Origin of the sequence: Ligilactobacillus araffinosus DSM 20653, from assembly GCF_001435375.1 — a bacterium.
Classification (GTDB): domain Bacteria; phylum Bacillota; class Bacilli; order Lactobacillales; family Lactobacillaceae; genus Ligilactobacillus; species Ligilactobacillus araffinosus.
Genome location: NZ_AYYZ01000021.1, coordinates 1 through 16803, shown reverse-complemented (window position 1 = coordinate 16803; position 16803 = coordinate 1). Strand labels below are relative to the sequence as shown.

Below are 16803 nucleotides of genomic sequence, written 5' to 3'. Positions count from 1 at the left end.
TACGACCAAAACCATTAATACCTACTTTTGTAGTCATATTAATATTCCTCCTAAAAGGTAAATTTATACTTAAAGGAAATTAAGAATCCTTAATAACCCTCAACACTCTTGAATTATATCAGTAAAAATAAACGTATGCAAGCATATTCATCTTATAAGAGACTAAATATTTATTATCCCTGTAAAACGTTTTCGCTCAAAGCTTTTATTCTCTTAGTAAAGCGTGTACAATATTTATGCGTATAAAAAATTTGAATAGATTATATTGCTAATAATTTTTATTTTTATGAGTACAAAAAAAGAGGTTCAAACCTTGAACCTCTTGACGAATGCGCCAACTGGGAGTCGAACCCAGATTACAAGAACCGGAATCTTGTGTGCGATCCATTACACTATCGGCGCATTACTTTATTATACTAACCTATTCACTATAAAATTGCAACAACTATTTTCAATCTGTGAGGAAAAAAATGGAAATTTCGCAAAATCTGAAACAAAAACAGCTGCAAAAGCTTGCAATGACGCAGCAAATGCAGCAATCAATCAAAATTTTAAAATCGACTAACGAAGAACTTACAAAACTGATCAAGCAACGTGAACTCGAAAATCCATTTATCGAAGTTCATGATTCACATTCTCAAAATTCTGAAACGGTTGATTTCACCAACTTAATTTCCAACCGGCAGCCATCGCTTGATGATTACCTGCTTGACCAGGTTCATCTCACGATGCGGAATACCCCAATTCGAACGTTGGTGATCTACTTTATTGAAAATCTTGATGATAATGGTTATTTGAAACTTGACGTTGATCAAATGATCCATGAACAAAAATTTGATCCAATGTTAGTTGCTGATGCGCTCACCCTTTTACATCAGCTCGATCCGCCCGGAATCGGTGCCCGCAATCTGCAAGAATGTCTCTTACTTCAAGCTGAACTTGATCCTGATGCGCCGCAGTTTGCAGCTTCAATTTTACAAAATGACTTCGAACAACTCGTAAATAAAAATTGGAATCAGATTGCAATTAAATACTCAATTACCGAAGATGATGCGGTTGCCATTTTACAATATGTTCAGACTCTTTCCCCTGCTCCGGGATTAGGCTACCAACATCCCGATCCGGAATACATCTATCCTGACCTGAAAGTTACGGTAAATAACGGGATTCCTACGGTTACACTAACCAAACATGCGCTGCCGCAATTAACATTCAATCAAGAGTATTTTGAGGAAATGAACCAGTCAGATGATCCTGCCGTTCAATCCTTTGTTACCCAGAAAAAGCGGGAATATGATCAGCTCGATAGCCAGATTAATCAGCGTGAAAAAACGATTTTATTGGTGGGACAAGCAATTATTGCCCGTCAGCAAGAATTCTTTACGGATCCCACGCATCCGCTCAAACCGTTACTTTTGCGTGATATCGCTCATCAACTTCAACTTCATGAATCAACCATTAGTCGAGCAGTTAACGGTAAATATTTAAAAGCCGATTTTGGAACATATGAACTGAAATCCTTCTTTACGACTGCTGCCCGTTATGCGGCTGATCAAAAATTGAGTACCGATTCAGTTCAACGAATGATTCAAAAATTAGTTGCGAACGAAGATCCGCACCATCCGCTTTCTGATCAAAAAATTGTCGATCTTTTAACGGATAAAGAAATCAAAATCTCACGACGAACAGTCGCAAAGTACCGTTCACAACTTGGAATTCCATCATCAAGTAAACGAAAGCGATAAAAAAACATCATTGGCGAAAAAGCCAATGATGTTTTTTACTATTCAACCGTTACACTCTTTGCAAGGTTCCGTGGCTTATCAACATCATATCCGCGTTGTTCACTTGCATAGTAAGCAAGTAATTGAGCTGGAATAATTGCAACCAATGATGTTAATAACGGGTGAACCGTTGGCAAGACAATTTGGTCGGTATCCTTTGCTAAATCCTTTGAAACAATTGAAATAACGTTTGCGCCCCGCGCAACAACTTCTTCTTCGTTACTCCGGGTATGTGATGCAATTGTATGATCAGTGATAATTGAAATTACCGGTGTTCCTTCTTCAATCAAAGCAATCGTCCCGTGTTTCAACTCGCCAGCAGCAAAGCCTTCTGTTTGAATGTATGAAACTTCTTTCAGCTTCAATGCTGCTTCAATTGCCGTATCATAATCGATTGCCCGTCCAATGTAAAATGCGTTCCGAGCTTTTGCAAGATACTTTTGAGCAAGCTTTTCAATATCGTGCTTTTCATCAACCAATTCTTGCATTCCGTTTGCAACAATTGATAATTCCTTCCGCACATCAAAGTCTTTAGCTTCTTGGTATCCCATATCAACTCCAAGAGCTTTTGCTAATAAAGCTTCAACTGCAATTTGAGCAGTGTACGCCTTAGTTGAAGCAACCGCAATTTCTGGGCCAGCATACAATAATAAGGTATACGTTGCTTCCCGTGACAACGTTGAGTTAGCAACGTTAGTGATCGTCAAGCTTGGATAACCAGCTTCATTAACTTGGGTTAAAACTTGGTGACTATCTGCGGTTTCACCACTTTGAGTCAAGAAGATGAAGAATGGCTTCTTGGATAACAATGGTTGGTTGTAAGCAAATTCAGAAGCAACGTGGACTTCGGTTGGAATCTTGGCAAATTTTTCAAACAATTCATGCCCAACCAAGCCAGCATGGTAACTTGTTCCGGCAGCGACGATATAAAGCCGATCGGCATCTTCAATCGCATTGATCAAATCTTGATCGATTTTCATTGAGCCGTCTTCATTTGTGTATTCTTGAACTAACTTGTGCATTACTGCTGGTTGTTCATCAATTTCCTTCAACATAAAGTGTTCATAAGCGCCTTTTTCTGAAGCACTTGCATCTTCATCAACATGGAATGTCTTCCGTTCAACTGGTTGGCCGTTAGCATCTTGAATCTTAATTTCGTTTGCAGTTAATTCAACGATTTCACCATCATGCAATTCAATGAAATCATGCGTAACGTTTAACATTGCCATTGCGTCTGAACAGACAACGTTGAAACCGTCGCAAACCCCAATCAATAATGGACTCTTTTTCTTGGCGATGTATAACGTTTCCGGATTTTCACGGTCAATCATCAAAATTCCGTAAGTTGAACCATCATCTAAAACGCTGATTGTCTTCTTGAATGCTTCAAGCGTTGACATACCTTCCTTAGCAAAATGACCAACTAATTGAACGATCACTTCAGAATCAGTTTCGCCAACAAACTTAACTCCTTGAAGATATTCTTCCTTCAATTCTTTAAAGTTTGTAATTACTCCATTGTGAACAAGGTAAAAACGACCGTCTTCTGAAACATGCGGATGGGCATTAGCTTCGCTCGGTATTCCGTGCGTTGCCCACCGTGTATGAGCAATCCCGATCGTTCCATGAACATCATCGCCAATCTTCTTTTCAAGTTCTGAGATACGGCCCTTCGTTTTAACTAAATAATCATTTCCTTTTTCATCATTAACGTAAATTCCAGCTGAATCATATCCTCGATATTCTAGTTTGGTTAATCCATGGATCAATAATTCAACTGCATTATCATTTCCAACTTCACCGACAATTCCACACATAATGTTATCCTCTTCCTGTTTATCAATTTTAGCTTCTTATAATTGGTATAGATTAATCAAAAGTAATATTAACCAACGCAACTAATAATATATCCGTGTTTTCACTAAATGTCAAACATAAAAGCTAATCATTGGTATAGGACTATACCAATATCGAAAAAGAACTAAAAAAGAGGATGTGACCTTCGTCGCATCCTCTTAGCATTCAATTGGTTATTACCGCCGAATGTTTTGTCGAATTTCAGCCTTCAAGAACAATTTTGTAACATCAGCTTCAATATCAGCAACCATCCGTTCAAACATTTCATAACCATCTGCTTGGTATTCAACTAACGGATTCAATTGACCATATCCCCGCAATCCAATTGATTGCCGCAATTGGTCCATTTCATCAATGTGGTTTGTCCAGTGGTCATCAACGACCCGCAAGATAACAACCTTTTCAAATTCAAGCATTTGAGCTGGATCGTTCAATTGTTTTGCCTTGCCTTGATAGTTTTCTTCTGCAAGGTCCATCAAGTAGTCTTGGATTTCTTCCGGCGTCTTGCCAGCAAAATCGTTAACTGTGATGCTACCTTCCTTAACCATGTTAGCTTCTGCAAATTCAACTAACCCATCTAAGTCCCATTCAGACTTGTCACCTTGAGTCCGAACTTCAACGGCATGTTTAACCGTGCGACGAATCATTGGCATAATAACGTCTTTCAAACTCTTATCTTCAAGAATGACTTCTTGACGTTGTTTGTAAATGACTTCACGTTGAGCCCGCATCACATCATCGTATTGAAGAACTTGTTTCCGGGTATCGTAGTTATTCCCTTCAACCCGCTTTTGAGCTGATTCAACTTGTTTTGTGATCATCTTTGACTGAATAACCGCTTCGTCATCGGCAACCTTCATACTTTCAAGCAGGTCTTTAATCTTATCTGAACCGAACCGAAGCATCAAGTCATCTTCAAGTGAAAGATAGAATTGTGACAAGCCTGGATCACCTTGACGGCCTGAACGTCCCCGCAACTGGTTATCGATCCGCCGCGATTCATGCCGTTCAGTTCCGATAACTGCAAGACCGCCTAAGTCACGCACACCAGGTCCTAACTTAATATCAGTCCCACGGCCAGCCATGTTTGTCGCAATTGTAACTGCGCCGCGTTGACCAGCATTGGCAACGATTTCAGCTTCCTTAGCGTGGTTCTTCGCGTTCAAAACAGCGTGCGGAATACCGCGTTTATCAAGCAACTGTGAAAGATATTCAGACGTTTCAACCGCAACCGTTCCGACTAAGACTGGTTGGCCAGCCTTATGCCGCCGTTCAATGTCATCGGCAACCGCATTGAATTTACTCTTCAATGTTGGATACAACAAGTCTGGACGATCATCCCGAATAACTGGTTTATTAGTTGGAATCGTAATAACTTGCATGTTGTAGATTTCACGGAATTCTTCTTCTTCTGTTTTTGCTGTCCCGGTCATTCCGGCTAACTTACTGTACATCCGGAAAAAGTTCTGGTACGTGATGTTAGCCATGGTCTTCGTTTCTTCTTGAATTTCAACGTGTTCCTTGGCTTCAATGGCTTGGTGCAATCCATCTGAGTAACGTCGGCCATCCATTACACGTCCGGTGAATTGATCAACGATCAAAACTTCACCCTTTTGGACAACATAATCTTTATCCCGCAACATAATGTAGTTTGCCCGCAAAGCATTGTCCAAATGGTGATTCAATGCTGTATTGTCCGGATCAAACAAGTTCGTTAATCCAAAATACTTTTCAGCCTTTTGAATTCCTTCTTCAGTCAATGAGACTGTCTTTGATTCAAGATCAATGTTATAGTCTTCATCTTCAGTCAATGTCTTCGCAAACCGGTCTGTCCGAACATACAATGATGTTGAACCCGTTGCTTGACCAGAAATAATCAATGGTGTCCGTGCTTCATCGATCAAAATCGAGTCTACTTCGTCGACGATAACGTAGTTCAATGGCCGTTGAACCATATCTTCTTTATAAACAACCATGTTATCCCGCAAATAGTCGAATCCAAGTTCGCTGTTTGTTGAATATGTGATGTCAGCATTGTATGCTTCACGTTTTTCTTCTGGTGATTTGCTTGAAACGTTTAATCCAACCGTTAATCCAAGCCATTTATATAATTCACCCATTTCAGTGGCATCACGTTCTGAAAGGTATTCGTTAACCGTAACAACGTGAACCCCTTTACCTGAAAGAGCATTCAAGTAAACTGGCATGGTAGCCGTCAAAGTCTTCCCTTCACCGGTTTTCATTTCAGCGATGTTACCTTCATGAAGAACGATTCCACCTAAAATTTGAACGTGGTATGGGTATAAGCCCAAGACACGCTTAGCACCTTCACGAGCAGCGGCAAATGCTTCTGGAAGCAAATCATCCAATGTTTCGCCGTTTTGATATCTTTCTTTAAATTTTGGTGTTTGAGCTTTTAATTCTTCATCTGAAAGCTTGGCCATTTGGTCCGCATAGCTTTCAACCTTATTTGCAATTTTATTTAAGCGTTTGATTTCACGTTTATCACTTTCAACCCATTTTTTAAGAATATTAACCATATCTGATTCCCTTCTAAAGTTTTCATTTGGTTAATTGAAAAATATACCAAGTTTAATAATATCATTTTTCAATGGCTTTTCAAACCGCTAAAAAAGCGTTTCTTCCCTTTTATGAAAAATTAATTAAAAAATTTAACTATTTTCCCGTTAACATCAAAAAAAGGCCGCACCAATCTAGCGCAGCCTCTCCCACGGTAATGCCCACTTTACCGTAATTCCGATTTAATTCTTAATTAATTATTCTTCATTAATATCAATCAAGCCATACCGACCATCACGCCGCCGGTAAACAATGTTAATATCATCATTTTCAGCATCTTTGTAAATAAAGAAGTTATGCCCCAACATTTCCATTTGTAAAACAGCTTCTTCACTGTCCATTGGTTTAACGGCAATGTTCTTTGTTCTTACGATTTCAATTTTCTTTTCATCAGCTTCGCCTTCGACCTCGTTAATAAAGTCAGCATGATCAAAGCCCTTTTCACGTGACTTGCGGTTAACCTTGGTCTTGTGTTTCCGGATTTGCCGGATCAATTTATCAGTCACTAAATCAATGCTACCGTACATGTCGGTTGACGTTTCTTCTGCCCGCAATACTAAGTACGGGAGCGGAATTGTAACTTCCACTTTTGCTGTCTTATCTGGATATGTCTTTAAATTAACATGTGCCGTTGCATTGATATTTTGATCCAAATACTTTTCTAATTTGGAAACTTTCTTTTCAATATAATCCCGAATTGCCGATGTTACTTCAATATTTTCCCCGCGAACGTTAACCTTTAACATAATAATTTCTCCTTTCGCAACTGAGTATCACTACTCAAAAGAGATCTCTCATCTCTTCACTGTTTATTATATCCGAAAACGCTTTAATTAACAATTAATTGCATTCATTTAAATAAATTTTAACGTGCAAGGGTAACTGACCGAACCTCAGTTGCACCGGCGTCTAATAATAAAGCTTGCGCATGATAAAGCGTCCGTCCCGTTGTATAAATATCATCGATCAATACTACAGATTGGTTCTTGATCTTCGCCGGCGATTTCAAAATAAATGGCTGTGGTGTTTGCATTCGTTCTGCCCGATTCTTATGCGACTGCTTGATTCGATGCCGGGCATCATCCATTACCAACCACTGTTCAGTTTTCAACTTCGCGGCTAATCCCTCTACCTGATTAAACCCGCGTTCGCTAATCTTGGTTTGCCAATCCACTGGAATAATACAATATTTCCACTTTCGCTGCGGATATTTTTGCCGAATAAACTGCTGAAATTCGGCTTGAAAAACCTTTCGTAAATAATAATCGCCCGCAAATTTATACTGTTCAAAATAATCCCGCATTGCCTCATTGTGATAACAATATAATGCTTGATTATTCAAAAGTGTTTTCCCCATCTTTTGCCACCGAACACAATCTGAACAATACCGTGAAGCACACATCCGGCCGCATCCCTTACAAGTAGGACCATCGATTCGCTGGAAACGGATTTGACAATCATCACAAATAAATTTTTCTTTAAACGGATCGGATGAAAAAATCCACGCAAGGCTTAACGAATAATCCAAATCTCGCCCGCATAATAAACATTTACGATTCATGAAGTAATTTAGCCGCCTTTCGGTTCAACTTTTTAATCTGTCCCGCGGCTTGCTGAACTTTTAAAGAATAATGTCCAATTATGAAATAAACATCTCCGGTTGGACGCTCCCGACTGCGTCCGACCCGTCCGGCAATTTGGACCAAAGATGACCGCGAAAAATTCGAATCGTTGGCATCCCAAACCATTAAATCCAAATTTTTAAATGTCACGCCACGTTCTAAAATCGTCGTCGTTACCAAATACCGATATTCCCCATCCCGCAACCGTTGCACCTTTTCGAGTCGTTGCGGATCATTGGCGTGGACCGTATTCCCAGTCACCGTTGAAGGAACAACCTTTTGCACCGCTTCATAAAGCGGGGCAAGCAGTTTTACCCGTGGAACAAAAATCAAAAATGGCGTTTGCTGCGCAGCCCATTTTAAGATAATTTTCCGAAGCTTAAATGACAACTTTTGTTGATCAACTTGCCGGCCCATTTGCCGCTCAACCATAAATTTAATTTCAGGAAGATGATGTTGATGAAAACGTAGTGGAAGATAATCTAGTGTTAGTTGGCGCTTTCGAATCATTTTTAATGAATTCTCATCTGGCGTTGCCGTTAAATAAAGCATCACGCCGTTTTCCTTACACGCATTCTTTGCCCCGGCTGCAAGGCTTAAATTATTTACATATGGAAAAGAATCGACTTTATCAATGATCAAAACATCAAATGCATGGTAAAACTTCATTAATTGGTGAGTCGTACACACCGTTAGTTGCGAATAAAAATACTGATTTGCTTGGCCGTGAAGCAGCAAACAATCAACGTTCGCAAATGCTGCTTGGATTCGCGGGAATAATTCGTTACAAACATCAATTCGCGGTGATGCAATCGCAATCCTTTTTCCCCGGCGAATGCTTTCCGTTAGCATTGGAAACAACATCTCGGTTTTCCCCGCACCGGTAACCGCCCACACTAAATGGTTCTGATGTTGGACAACCTTTTCAATTAGTTGCTGAGCGCATTTTGCTTGAAACGGTGAAAGCGTCCCCTTCCATGTTAAAATTTCAACTGGAATTTCAAACTGATTCGGCTCTTTGATTCGATAAAGCTTACTTTGACTCGTTAGCCGGCCAAATTGAATACAATTCCGGCAATAGTAATCACCGGTCGGCAACATTGCCTGAGCAAGCGGTGTTCGCCCTGAACATCTTCGGCAAAACACGGTGATTCCAGATTTTAAAAGCGCATTCTCACCAGTTAAATTTAATTGTATAATGTCATCAGGCGTTAGTTGACGGTCGGTTACTTGACGACCGTATAATTGGGAAATCTCCATTTTCATCCCTCCACTAATAACTACGCAAAAGCTTGATCATTTTGGAGTAATTATGAAAGAAAATTATCGCACAATTCGTCAACCAGGAAATTTCTCACAAATCATCAAAAAATCAGAATTTATCTGCTCAATTGCCCGCTGTCAATCAGAAAAAGAAGCACTTGATTTTATCGATCAAGTTTCAAACCACCATAATAAAGCCCGCCATAATTGCTTTGCATTTATAGTTGGCTTAAACGATCAGATTCAACGAGCAAGCGATAACGGCGAGCCATCCGGAACTGCCGGCGTTCCAATTTTAAATGCGCTCAAACAGAACCATTTGCACAACGTGGTTGCAGTCGTTACCCGATACTTTGGCGGGATCAAATTGGGAACAGGCGGACTGATCCGTGCATATAACGGCACAACGGTCGAAGCAATTCGCCAAATTGGAGTCGTTGAGCGCATCGGAATGAATGAAGTTCAATTTCAAGTTGAATATTCTAACTTTGAAAAGGTTAAGTATTATTTAGAGCAGCACAATGTTCAGCTTGCTTCAACTGACTATGCGGCGAAAATTACCCTGACCGTTTTGCTTCCGCATGCTGAAATCGATCACTTTGAAGATGCCCTTCAAAACTTTCTCGGCGTTCAATTATCATTTGTCATCGGCAAAGAAAGTTATGCTGATCAACCGGTTGAAAAATAAAAAACGAGGTTGTGACATAAGTCGCAACCTCGTTGCTATATCCGTCTAAAACAAACTATGTGGTGTTCCAAAGCCTTCGCACGATTCGTTCGCTTTTTTACTTCCACCACGCTCGTTTTTACTGTTTTGTCATCCCTTCTATTCCTTACCGTTTTTATGTTCGCTTGATTTTAATACAATCCGTTTGATCAAATTCAAAAGCGGTTGGTGATTTCCGCCAACCAATCCAATTAACTCAACAAAAATTTCAAGTCCAAGCAGCGTTGCAATTGTCAGCAACAGTGAACCAAAAATATTTGAAATTGGATAGAGTAATGAAATAAACGAGAAAATCAACGCAATTCCATAAATTACCAGTACTGTTTGCCGGTGCGATAATCCCATCTGCATCAACCGGTGATGCAAATGGTGCTTATCAGGTTTCATAATTGGTTTCTTATTTAATGCCCGTCGAATAATCGCAAAAACCGTATCTGTAATTGGAACTCCCAAAATAATTACCGGGATAATGATCGAAATAAACGTTGCATTTTTTAATCCAAATAACGCAAACACCGAAATCATAAAGCCGATAAATAACGATCCGGTATCTCCAAGATAAATCGTTGCGGGGTGGAAGTTATATGGTAAAAAACCAATCAACGCAGCTACCAATGTTGCAATCATCAGCGAAATAAACGTATTCGTAACGTTTAAAAAGAAATACCCCGTCAACGCACTTGTTGTAAGGGCGATGATTGCAATCCCCGTTGCCAATCCATCAAGACCATCGATCAGATTGATTGCATTTGTAATTGCCAAGATCCAAACCAACGTAATCGGCAAGCTCAACAGTCCAAGCTTGACCGTTCCAGCAAACGGAATCGTCAGCGTTGTCATTCGGACATGGGCAACATAGTAAACGACCAAGGCTGCCGTTGTTAATCCAATCAGTTTTTGAAATGGTTTTAATTCATAAATGTCATCAATAATTCCTGTAATCAATACAATGCATTGCGCAATAAACAGCGCAATCATCATCCGCATTGGGTATTGGCCATGCAATAAAACAAAGTTCGTAAAGTTAAACGCAATAAAAATTGCTAAGCCACCCATTGTCGGCATCGTTTTCTTATTTACCCGGCGTGCATTCGGCTTATCAACCGCCCCAACACGAAATGCAAGTTGACGCACTACCGGAACAAGCAATGCAGAAATCAAAATTGTTGCGAAAATCGACGCAAAAATTTTATACATAGGATGTCCTCTTTCTGTTATCTGTATCCGCAATCTAGCACGATACTAACTGATATCATATCATATTTAACTTACCAAGGGGGATGAATATTGAAAATCACATCTTAATTTTCAAATTAAATTCACGTTTAAAATTCAATATGATACGATACATGAAAGAGAAAGAAGGAATTTTTATGCAATATGATACCTTGCTTTTCGACATCGACAATACATTACTTGATTTTGAAGCCGATGAAAGCCAAGCTTTAAAGCGCCTTTTTGATTTCGTCGGAATTGAATTAACCGATGAACTCCATCAAAAATATTCAAACTACAACAAAAGTCTCTGGCAAAAACTAGAACGCAATGAAATCACCCGTGATGAATTACTCGCTACCCGGTTTAGCGTTTTCTTTAAAGAGAATTTTAATCGTGATGTAACTGATCTAAACTTAAACGAACGGTACATTAACTACTTAAGCGACGGGCATGATTTAATGCCACATGCTGCTGAACTGCTTCAACTTCTCAAACAAAATCCGGCAATTCGGCTGGAAATTGCTACTAATGGTGTTCCGCAAACTCAATATAAGCGTCTCAAGGAAGCTGAAATTATGAATTATTTTGATCAAATTTTCGTTTCCCAAGAAATTGGAATCAACAAACCTAACATCGGATTTTATAATTACATTGAAAATCATCTTGAAAACTTCAATACTCACCGAACATTGATGATTGGCGACTCACTTACATCTGATATTCAAGGCGGGAACAATGCCAACATCGACACGGTATGGTTTAATCCGCAACACCTTGACAATTCATCATCAACCCAACCAACTTATGAAATTGATGACTTGTTACAAATTAAGAAGCTCATTTAAGTAAACAAAAAAACAGTGTGATTTTTTAATCACACTGTTTTTATTTCAAATTACCACATTTTACATCATACCGCCCATGCCAGCGTCTTGTTGTTGTGGAGCATCCTTCTTTTCTTCTGGCTTGTCAGCAACAACTGCTTCAGTTGTTAATAACAATGCTGATACAGATGCGGCATTTTGAAGAGCTGAACGTGTAACCTTTGTTGGGTCAACAATTCCAGCTTCAACCATATCTTCCCATTTATCTGCGGCTGCGTTGTAACCAACACCGTCTTTTTGTTCTTTAAGTTTTTCAACAATTACAGAACCTTCAAGACCTGCGTTTTCAGCAATTTGACGAACTGGTTCTTCCAAAGCACGTTTTACAATGTTGACTCCAGTTTGAACGTCGCCTTCTTCTTTCAATGCAGCAACATCTTTGATGGTATTTACTAACGCTGTACCACCACCAGGAACGAAGCCTTCTTCAACGGCTGCACGAGTAGCGTTCAAAGCATCTTCAATCCGATACTTTTGTTCCTTCAATTCGGTTTCGGTTGCGGCACCAACCTTGATTACAGCAACTCCACCAGCTAATTTAGCTAACCGTTCTTGCATCTTTTCTTTATCAAAGTCAGATGTTGTTTCAGCAATTTGCTTCTTGATTTGGGCAACCCGTTCTTCGATCTTGTCCTTGTCACCTGAACCTTCAACAATTGTTGTGTTTTCTTTTGTAACAGTTACCTTAGCAGCTGAACCTAATTGATCGATGGTTGTGTCTTTCAATTGTAAACCAAGGTCATCTGTAATTACGGTACCACCTGTTAAAATAGCGATATCTTGAAGCATTTCTTTCCGACGATCACCAAAGCCAGGAGCCTTAACGGCAACAACGTTGAATGTTCCCCGAATCTTGTTCAATACAAGCGTTGGTAATGCTTCACCATCAACATCGTCAGCGATGATCAACAATGGACGACCTTGTTGAACAACTGATTGCAATAATGGTAAGACTTCTTGGACATTTGAAATCTTCTTGTCAGTGATCAAGATGTAAGGGTTATCTAAGTCGGCTTCCATCTTGTCTTCATCAGTTACCATGTATTGTGATAAGTAACCGCGATCAAATTGCATTCCTTCAACAACATCTAATGAAGTATCAATTCCTTTTGATTCTTCAACGGTAATTACCCCATCGTTACCAACTTTTTCCATCGCATCAGCAATGAACTTGCCGACTTCTTCGTTGGCAGCTGAAATCGAAGCGATTTGTTGGATATCACTCTTTGATTCAACCTTGTGTGACATCTTGTGTAATGAATCAACGGCTGTCTTGGTTGCCTTTTCGATTCCTTTCCGGATTCCAACAGGGTTAGCACCAGCTGTAACATTCTTCATTCCTTCGTTTACGATTGCTTGAGTCAATACCGTAGCAGTTGTTGTTCCGTCACCAGCAATATCATTTGTCTTTGAAGCAACTTCAGCAACTAACTTAGCACCCATATTTTCAAAGTGGTCTTCTAATTCGATTGCCTTAGCAATTGTAACCCCATCATTTGTAATTGTTGGAGCACCGTATGATTGTTCCAAAACAACGTTGCGACCTTTAGGGCCAATTGTTGATTTAACTGTATTAGCTAATTTATCAACACCTGAAAGCATCTTTGCACGTGCATCTTCTGAAAACTTAATTTCCTTTGCCATGAAATATCACCTCTGAGTAAATTTAATTAGTCTACGATTGCCATGATGTCACTATCACGGACAATTAAATAATCTTCACCATCGTACTTAACTTCAGTACCTGCATATTTATCAAATAAGACTTTATCGTCAACTTTTACACTAGGAACAGCCTTTTGACCGTTATCTAACATCTTGCCATCGCCAACTGCGATTACTTTTCCGGTTTGTGGCTTTTCCTTAGCATTGCTTGCTAAAACGATTCCGCCAACTGTTTCTTCTTTTTCTTTTTCAACTTTTAAGACTACACGGTCTCCTAATGGTTTAAGCACAATAAATCCCTCCATTTTTTAGCACTCGATAGTTCTAAGTGCTAACTGATTACAATTATTACTATATACGCTTTGTTTCTAAAAAGCAAGGATTTTTTATCACTCGAACCTTGAGAGTGCTAATTTAATTTTTGATGATGGCTGAAACATGCTACAATACAAGTAAATTCACAATAACGAAAGAAGTTGAACTCATGGCAATTGAGAAGAATTCACTCTCAATTTTAATTGGCTACTTAGCCTTAATGATTGCCCAAATGCTTGCGCAAAAAATTTGCTGGGGAACCCAAATGCTTTATCCCGTTTTAACCGTCATCGGTTTGCTGGGGGCGTTGATTATTTGGAAACTAAATCAAAAATATAGTTATCAAAATACTATTGAAGAAAAACGATCCAACCTTAAAAAAATCATTTTATGGGGATTAAGCGGCGCATTGCTGATTATTTTAGGTCAGGCGGTAACCTTAACGCTTGTCCACGTTCTTTTTCATCAATCACTAATTTCGCAAAATACGAATGCCTTGATTACTATTTTTCGGCATTCGCCAATTTACCTACTTGATATTGTGATTACCACCCCAATTGTTGAAGAATTAATTTTTAGAAAAGTTTTCTTTGGAAACTTAACTTACTATTTTAAGCCGTGGATTGCCGCAATCATTTCAAGTTTTCTCTTTGTGATTGCCCACCATGATAGCCACTTTCTCACATACTTTGTTATGGGATGTATTTTTGAATTCATCTATTATAAGGCGCATGACATTCGGGCAGCAATGATTGCCCATGCCGGATTGAATTTAATTACCCTTCTTCTATGGGGAATTCACTAAAAAGAATTTGACGTGATAAAATAGGGAACAGGACTTTTTAGAAAGCAGGTGACATTTTGCTCCTTCTTCAAGCACAACACGTCGCACGCCACTTTGGAGCGGATGTTTTATTCGAAGACGTTAATCTTGATATTCAGGACCATTCTCGAATTGCCCTTGTTGGCCGGAATGGTGCCGGAAAATCAACTTTGATCAAAATGATTATCGGTGAACAAGAACCGAGTGAAGGTCAAATCATAAAGAAAAAGGGACTTTCAATCGGCTATCTTGCTCAGAATACCGGGTTAGAATCTGATCGAAAAATTTACGATGAAATGGAAAGTGTTTTTCGACCATTAATTGAAATGGAAAACCAAATCCATCAACTTGAAAGCAAAATTGCTGATCCGAATGCTGATTCTGAATCGGCAGCTTACCAGCAACTTTTGAAAAATTATGACCAGCTAATGCACGACTTTAAAGAACAAAACGGTTATGGCTATGAAAATGAAATCAAGGCCGTCTTACATGGACTAGGTTTTGAAGGCCCTGACTTTGACCGGCCCATCAGTTCGCTTTCAGGCGGTCAAAAAACTCGGCTAGCGCTTGCCAAACTTTTGCTTGAAAAACGCGACCTCTTGATCTTAGACGAACCAACAAACCACCTGGACATTGACACCCTTACCTGGCTTGAAAGTTACATCCAAAATTATACGGGCGCATTGCTGATTGTTTCTCATGACCGGTACTTTTTGGATCGGATCGTTGATGAAGTTTATGAAATCAGTCATCACCAATCAAGCCACTATACCGGCAATTACAGTCAGTATATTAAGGAAAAAGATGCCCGGTTAAAAGCTCAATGGAAAGCATATGAAAAGCAACAAGCCGAAATCAGTCATCTTGAAGATTTTGTTAATAAAAACATTGTCCGGGCTTCAACCACTAAACGGGCTCAAAGCAAACGCAAGCAACTTGACAAGATCGACCGGCTTGAACGGCCTGAAGGATACGAAAAAGGCCCCCACTTTGAATTTACCAGCGATCAGGAAAGCGGCGACATCGTTCTTCAAGTTGAAGATGGAGCCATCGGCTATGATCAGCAAATCCTTGCCGAACCGATCAACTTTGAATTGCGGAAACACAAAGTTCTTGCCATTGTCGGGCCGAACGGAATTGGAAAATCAACTCTTCTGAAGAGTATCTTAGGACAAATTCCATTTATTAAAGGCGGTGCCCGGTTTGGGACCAATGTCCACCCTGGATACTACGATCAGGAACAGCAAAATCTTCACGAAAACAAAACGGTTTTAAACGAAATTTGGGATGAACATCCAACAACGCCGGAAAAGGATATCCGTTCAATTTTAGGAAGTTTTCTTTTTCAAGGCAACGCTGTTCAAAAGATGGTTCACAGCCTTTCCGGAGGTGAAAAGGCACGCCTGATGTTAACTAAGCTTGCTATGCGCCACGACAACTTCTTGATTCTTGATGAACCAACGAACCACTTAGATATCGAAAGTAAAGAAGTTTTAGAAAAAGCCCTTTTGAATTTTAACGGAACCGTTCTTTTCGTTTCCCACGACCGGTATTTTATCAATAAAGTTGCCACCGAAGTGATCGAGATCAATCCAGAAGGCAGCACCCTTTATCTTGGGAACTACGATTACTACGTTGAAAAGAAACAAGAACTAGAAATGCTTGCAGCGAATGCTAAGGAGAACACCGCTTCAGCCGAGCAATCGAAACAACCGTCAGCCGGAATGCAAAATTATAAACAAAGCAAGGAACGGCAAAAACAGGAACGAAAACTCCGGCGAACTGTTGATAAGCTTGAAAATCAAGTTGGCGATCTTGAAGATCAAAAGGCAGCGATCGAACAGCAAATGACTGATCCAGAAGTCTTTAATGATGTTGCTAAAATGCAAAAACTGCAAAAACAACTTGAAAAAGTAACAACTAATCTTTCGGCTACCGAAGATGAGTGGGAAGAAAAATTACTAGAACTCGATGAATTTGAAAATTAAAAAAATCAGTGACTTCACTAATGATATGCACCCCAAATCTTGGACAAAATAAATCCAGGATTTGGGGTGTTTTTTTA

Annotated in this window: 13 protein-coding genes and 1 tRNA gene; 5 read left to right on the top strand and 9 right to left on the bottom strand. The window is 39.5% G+C overall.

Annotated features, from left to right (window positions below; all coding sequences use genetic code 11):
* Positions 1–330: 330 nt before the first annotated feature.
* Positions 331–402, bottom strand: a tRNA-Arg gene (locus FC64_RS03590).
* A gap of 68 nt (positions 403–470) precedes the next feature.
* Here FC64_RS03590 and rpoN point away from each other — a divergent pair.
* Positions 471–1745 (top strand): RNA polymerase factor sigma-54, encoded by a 1275-nt coding sequence (rpoN, locus tag FC64_RS03585; RefSeq protein ID WP_057906586.1) that lies wholly within the window; start codon positions 471–473, stop codon positions 1743–1745.
* Positions 1746–1783: 38 nt separating this feature from the next.
* Here rpoN and glmS read toward each other — a convergent pair whose 3' ends face one another.
* From glmS to FC64_RS03560, 5 genes are all read right to left on the bottom strand, one after another.
* The gene (glmS, locus tag FC64_RS03580; RefSeq protein ID WP_057906585.1) at positions 1784–3601 is read right to left on the bottom strand and encodes a glutamine--fructose-6-phosphate transaminase (isomerizing); all 1818 of its coding nucleotides are present in this window, start codon (positions 3599–3601) and stop codon (positions 1784–1786) included.
* A gap of 216 nt (positions 3602–3817) precedes the next feature.
* Positions 3818–6181: a preprotein translocase subunit SecA gene (secA, locus tag FC64_RS03575; protein WP_057906584.1), complete on the bottom strand. Its 2364-nt coding sequence runs from the start codon at positions 6179–6181 to the stop codon at positions 3818–3820.
* A gap of 237 nt (positions 6182–6418) precedes the next feature.
* On the bottom strand, positions 6419–6967 hold the full coding sequence (gene hpf, locus FC64_RS03570) for a ribosome hibernation-promoting factor, HPF/YfiA family (RefSeq protein ID WP_057906583.1): 549 nt from the start codon (positions 6965–6967) through the stop codon (positions 6419–6421).
* A gap of 119 nt (positions 6968–7086) precedes the next feature.
* Entirely contained in the window at positions 7087–7782 is a 696-nt protein-coding gene (locus FC64_RS03565) for a ComF family protein (protein ID WP_057906582.1), read from the bottom strand.
* Positions 7772–9103 carry an ATP-dependent helicase ComFA gene (locus tag FC64_RS03560; protein ID WP_057906581.1) on the bottom strand — a complete coding sequence of 444 codons (1332 nt, stop codon included), beginning with the start codon at positions 9101–9103 and terminating at the stop codon, positions 7772–7774. Before FC64_RS03560 ends, FC64_RS03565 begins: the two co-directional genes overlap by 11 nt.
* 52 nt (positions 9104–9155) lie before the next feature.
* Between FC64_RS03560 and FC64_RS03555 the strand changes: the two genes are divergently transcribed.
* A complete protein-coding gene (locus tag FC64_RS03555) occupies positions 9156–9794 on the top strand; it encodes a YigZ family protein (RefSeq protein ID WP_057906580.1) in 639 nt (212 codons plus the stop codon).
* Between the two features lie 138 nt (positions 9795–9932).
* Here FC64_RS03555 and FC64_RS03550 read toward each other — a convergent pair whose 3' ends face one another.
* Positions 9933–11030, bottom strand: coding sequence for a glycosyltransferase family 4 protein (locus FC64_RS03550; RefSeq protein ID WP_057906579.1), 1098 nt, complete (start codon positions 11028–11030; stop codon positions 9933–9935).
* Between the two features lie 176 nt (positions 11031–11206).
* Here FC64_RS03550 and FC64_RS03545 point away from each other — a divergent pair, with 176 nt between their 5' ends.
* The gene (locus FC64_RS03545; protein WP_057906578.1) at positions 11207–11896 is read left to right on the top strand and encodes a YjjG family noncanonical pyrimidine nucleotidase; all 690 of its coding nucleotides are present in this window, start codon (positions 11207–11209) and stop codon (positions 11894–11896) included.
* 60 nt (positions 11897–11956) lie between these two features.
* Here the strand turns inward: FC64_RS03545 and groL are convergent, their stop codons facing one another.
* Both groL and groES read right to left on the bottom strand, forming a co-directional pair.
* A complete protein-coding gene (gene groL / locus FC64_RS03540) occupies positions 11957–13579 on the bottom strand; it encodes a chaperonin GroEL (RefSeq protein ID WP_057906577.1) in 1623 nt (540 codons plus the stop codon).
* A gap of 26 nt (positions 13580–13605) precedes the next feature.
* Entirely contained in the window at positions 13606–13890 is a 285-nt protein-coding gene (gene groES, locus FC64_RS03535) for a co-chaperone GroES (RefSeq protein ID WP_057826757.1), read from the bottom strand.
* A gap of 194 nt (positions 13891–14084) precedes the next feature.
* Here groES and FC64_RS03530 point away from each other — a divergent pair, with 194 nt between their 5' ends.
* Together FC64_RS03530 and FC64_RS03525 are read left to right on the top strand one after the other, a co-directional pair.
* The gene (locus FC64_RS03530; protein WP_057906576.1) at positions 14085–14720 is read left to right on the top strand and encodes a CPBP family intramembrane glutamic endopeptidase; all 636 of its coding nucleotides are present in this window, start codon (positions 14085–14087) and stop codon (positions 14718–14720) included.
* Positions 14721–14776: 56 nt separating this feature from the next.
* On the top strand, positions 14777–16726 hold the full coding sequence (locus FC64_RS03525; RefSeq protein ID WP_057906575.1) for an ABC-F family ATP-binding cassette domain-containing protein: 1950 nt from the start codon (positions 14777–14779) through the stop codon (positions 16724–16726).
* The last annotated feature ends 77 nt before the right edge of the window (positions 16727–16803 follow it).

Bases quoted from the DNA above. Each gene is read 5' to 3' on its own strand.
- groL (WP_057906577.1), bottom strand. From the start codon at position 13,579: ATGGCAAAGGAAATTAAGTTTTCAGAAGATGCACGTGCAAAGATGCTT.
- hpf (WP_057906583.1), bottom strand. From the start codon at position 6,967: ATGTTAAAGGTTAACGTTCGCGGGGAAAATATTGAAGTAACATCGGCA.
- FC64_RS03560 (WP_057906581.1), bottom strand. From the start codon at position 9,103: ATGGAGATTTCCCAATTATACGGTCGTCAAGTAACCGACCGTCAACTA.
- secA (WP_057906584.1), bottom strand. From the start codon at position 6,181: ATGGTTAATATTCTTAAAAAATGGGTTGAAAGTGATAAACGTGAAATC.
- FC64_RS03550 (WP_057906579.1), bottom strand. From the start codon at position 11,030: ATGTATAAAATTTTTGCGTCGATTTTCGCAACAATTTTGATTTCTGCA.
- FC64_RS03545 (WP_057906578.1), top strand. From the start codon at position 11,207: ATGCAATATGATACCTTGCTTTTCGACATCGACAATACATTACTTGAT.
- FC64_RS03530 (WP_057906576.1), top strand. From the start codon at position 14,085: ATGGCAATTGAGAAGAATTCACTCTCAATTTTAATTGGCTACTTAGCC.
- glmS (WP_057906585.1), bottom strand. From the start codon at position 3,601: ATGTGTGGAATTGTCGGTGAAGTTGGAAATGATAATGCAGTTGAATTA.
- FC64_RS03565 (WP_057906582.1), bottom strand. From the start codon at position 7,782: ATGAATCGTAAATGTTTATTATGCGGGCGAGATTTGGATTATTCGTTA.
- FC64_RS03555 (WP_057906580.1), top strand. From the start codon at position 9,156: ATGAAAGAAAATTATCGCACAATTCGTCAACCAGGAAATTTCTCACAA.
- rpoN (WP_057906586.1), top strand. From the start codon at position 471: ATGGAAATTTCGCAAAATCTGAAACAAAAACAGCTGCAAAAGCTTGCA.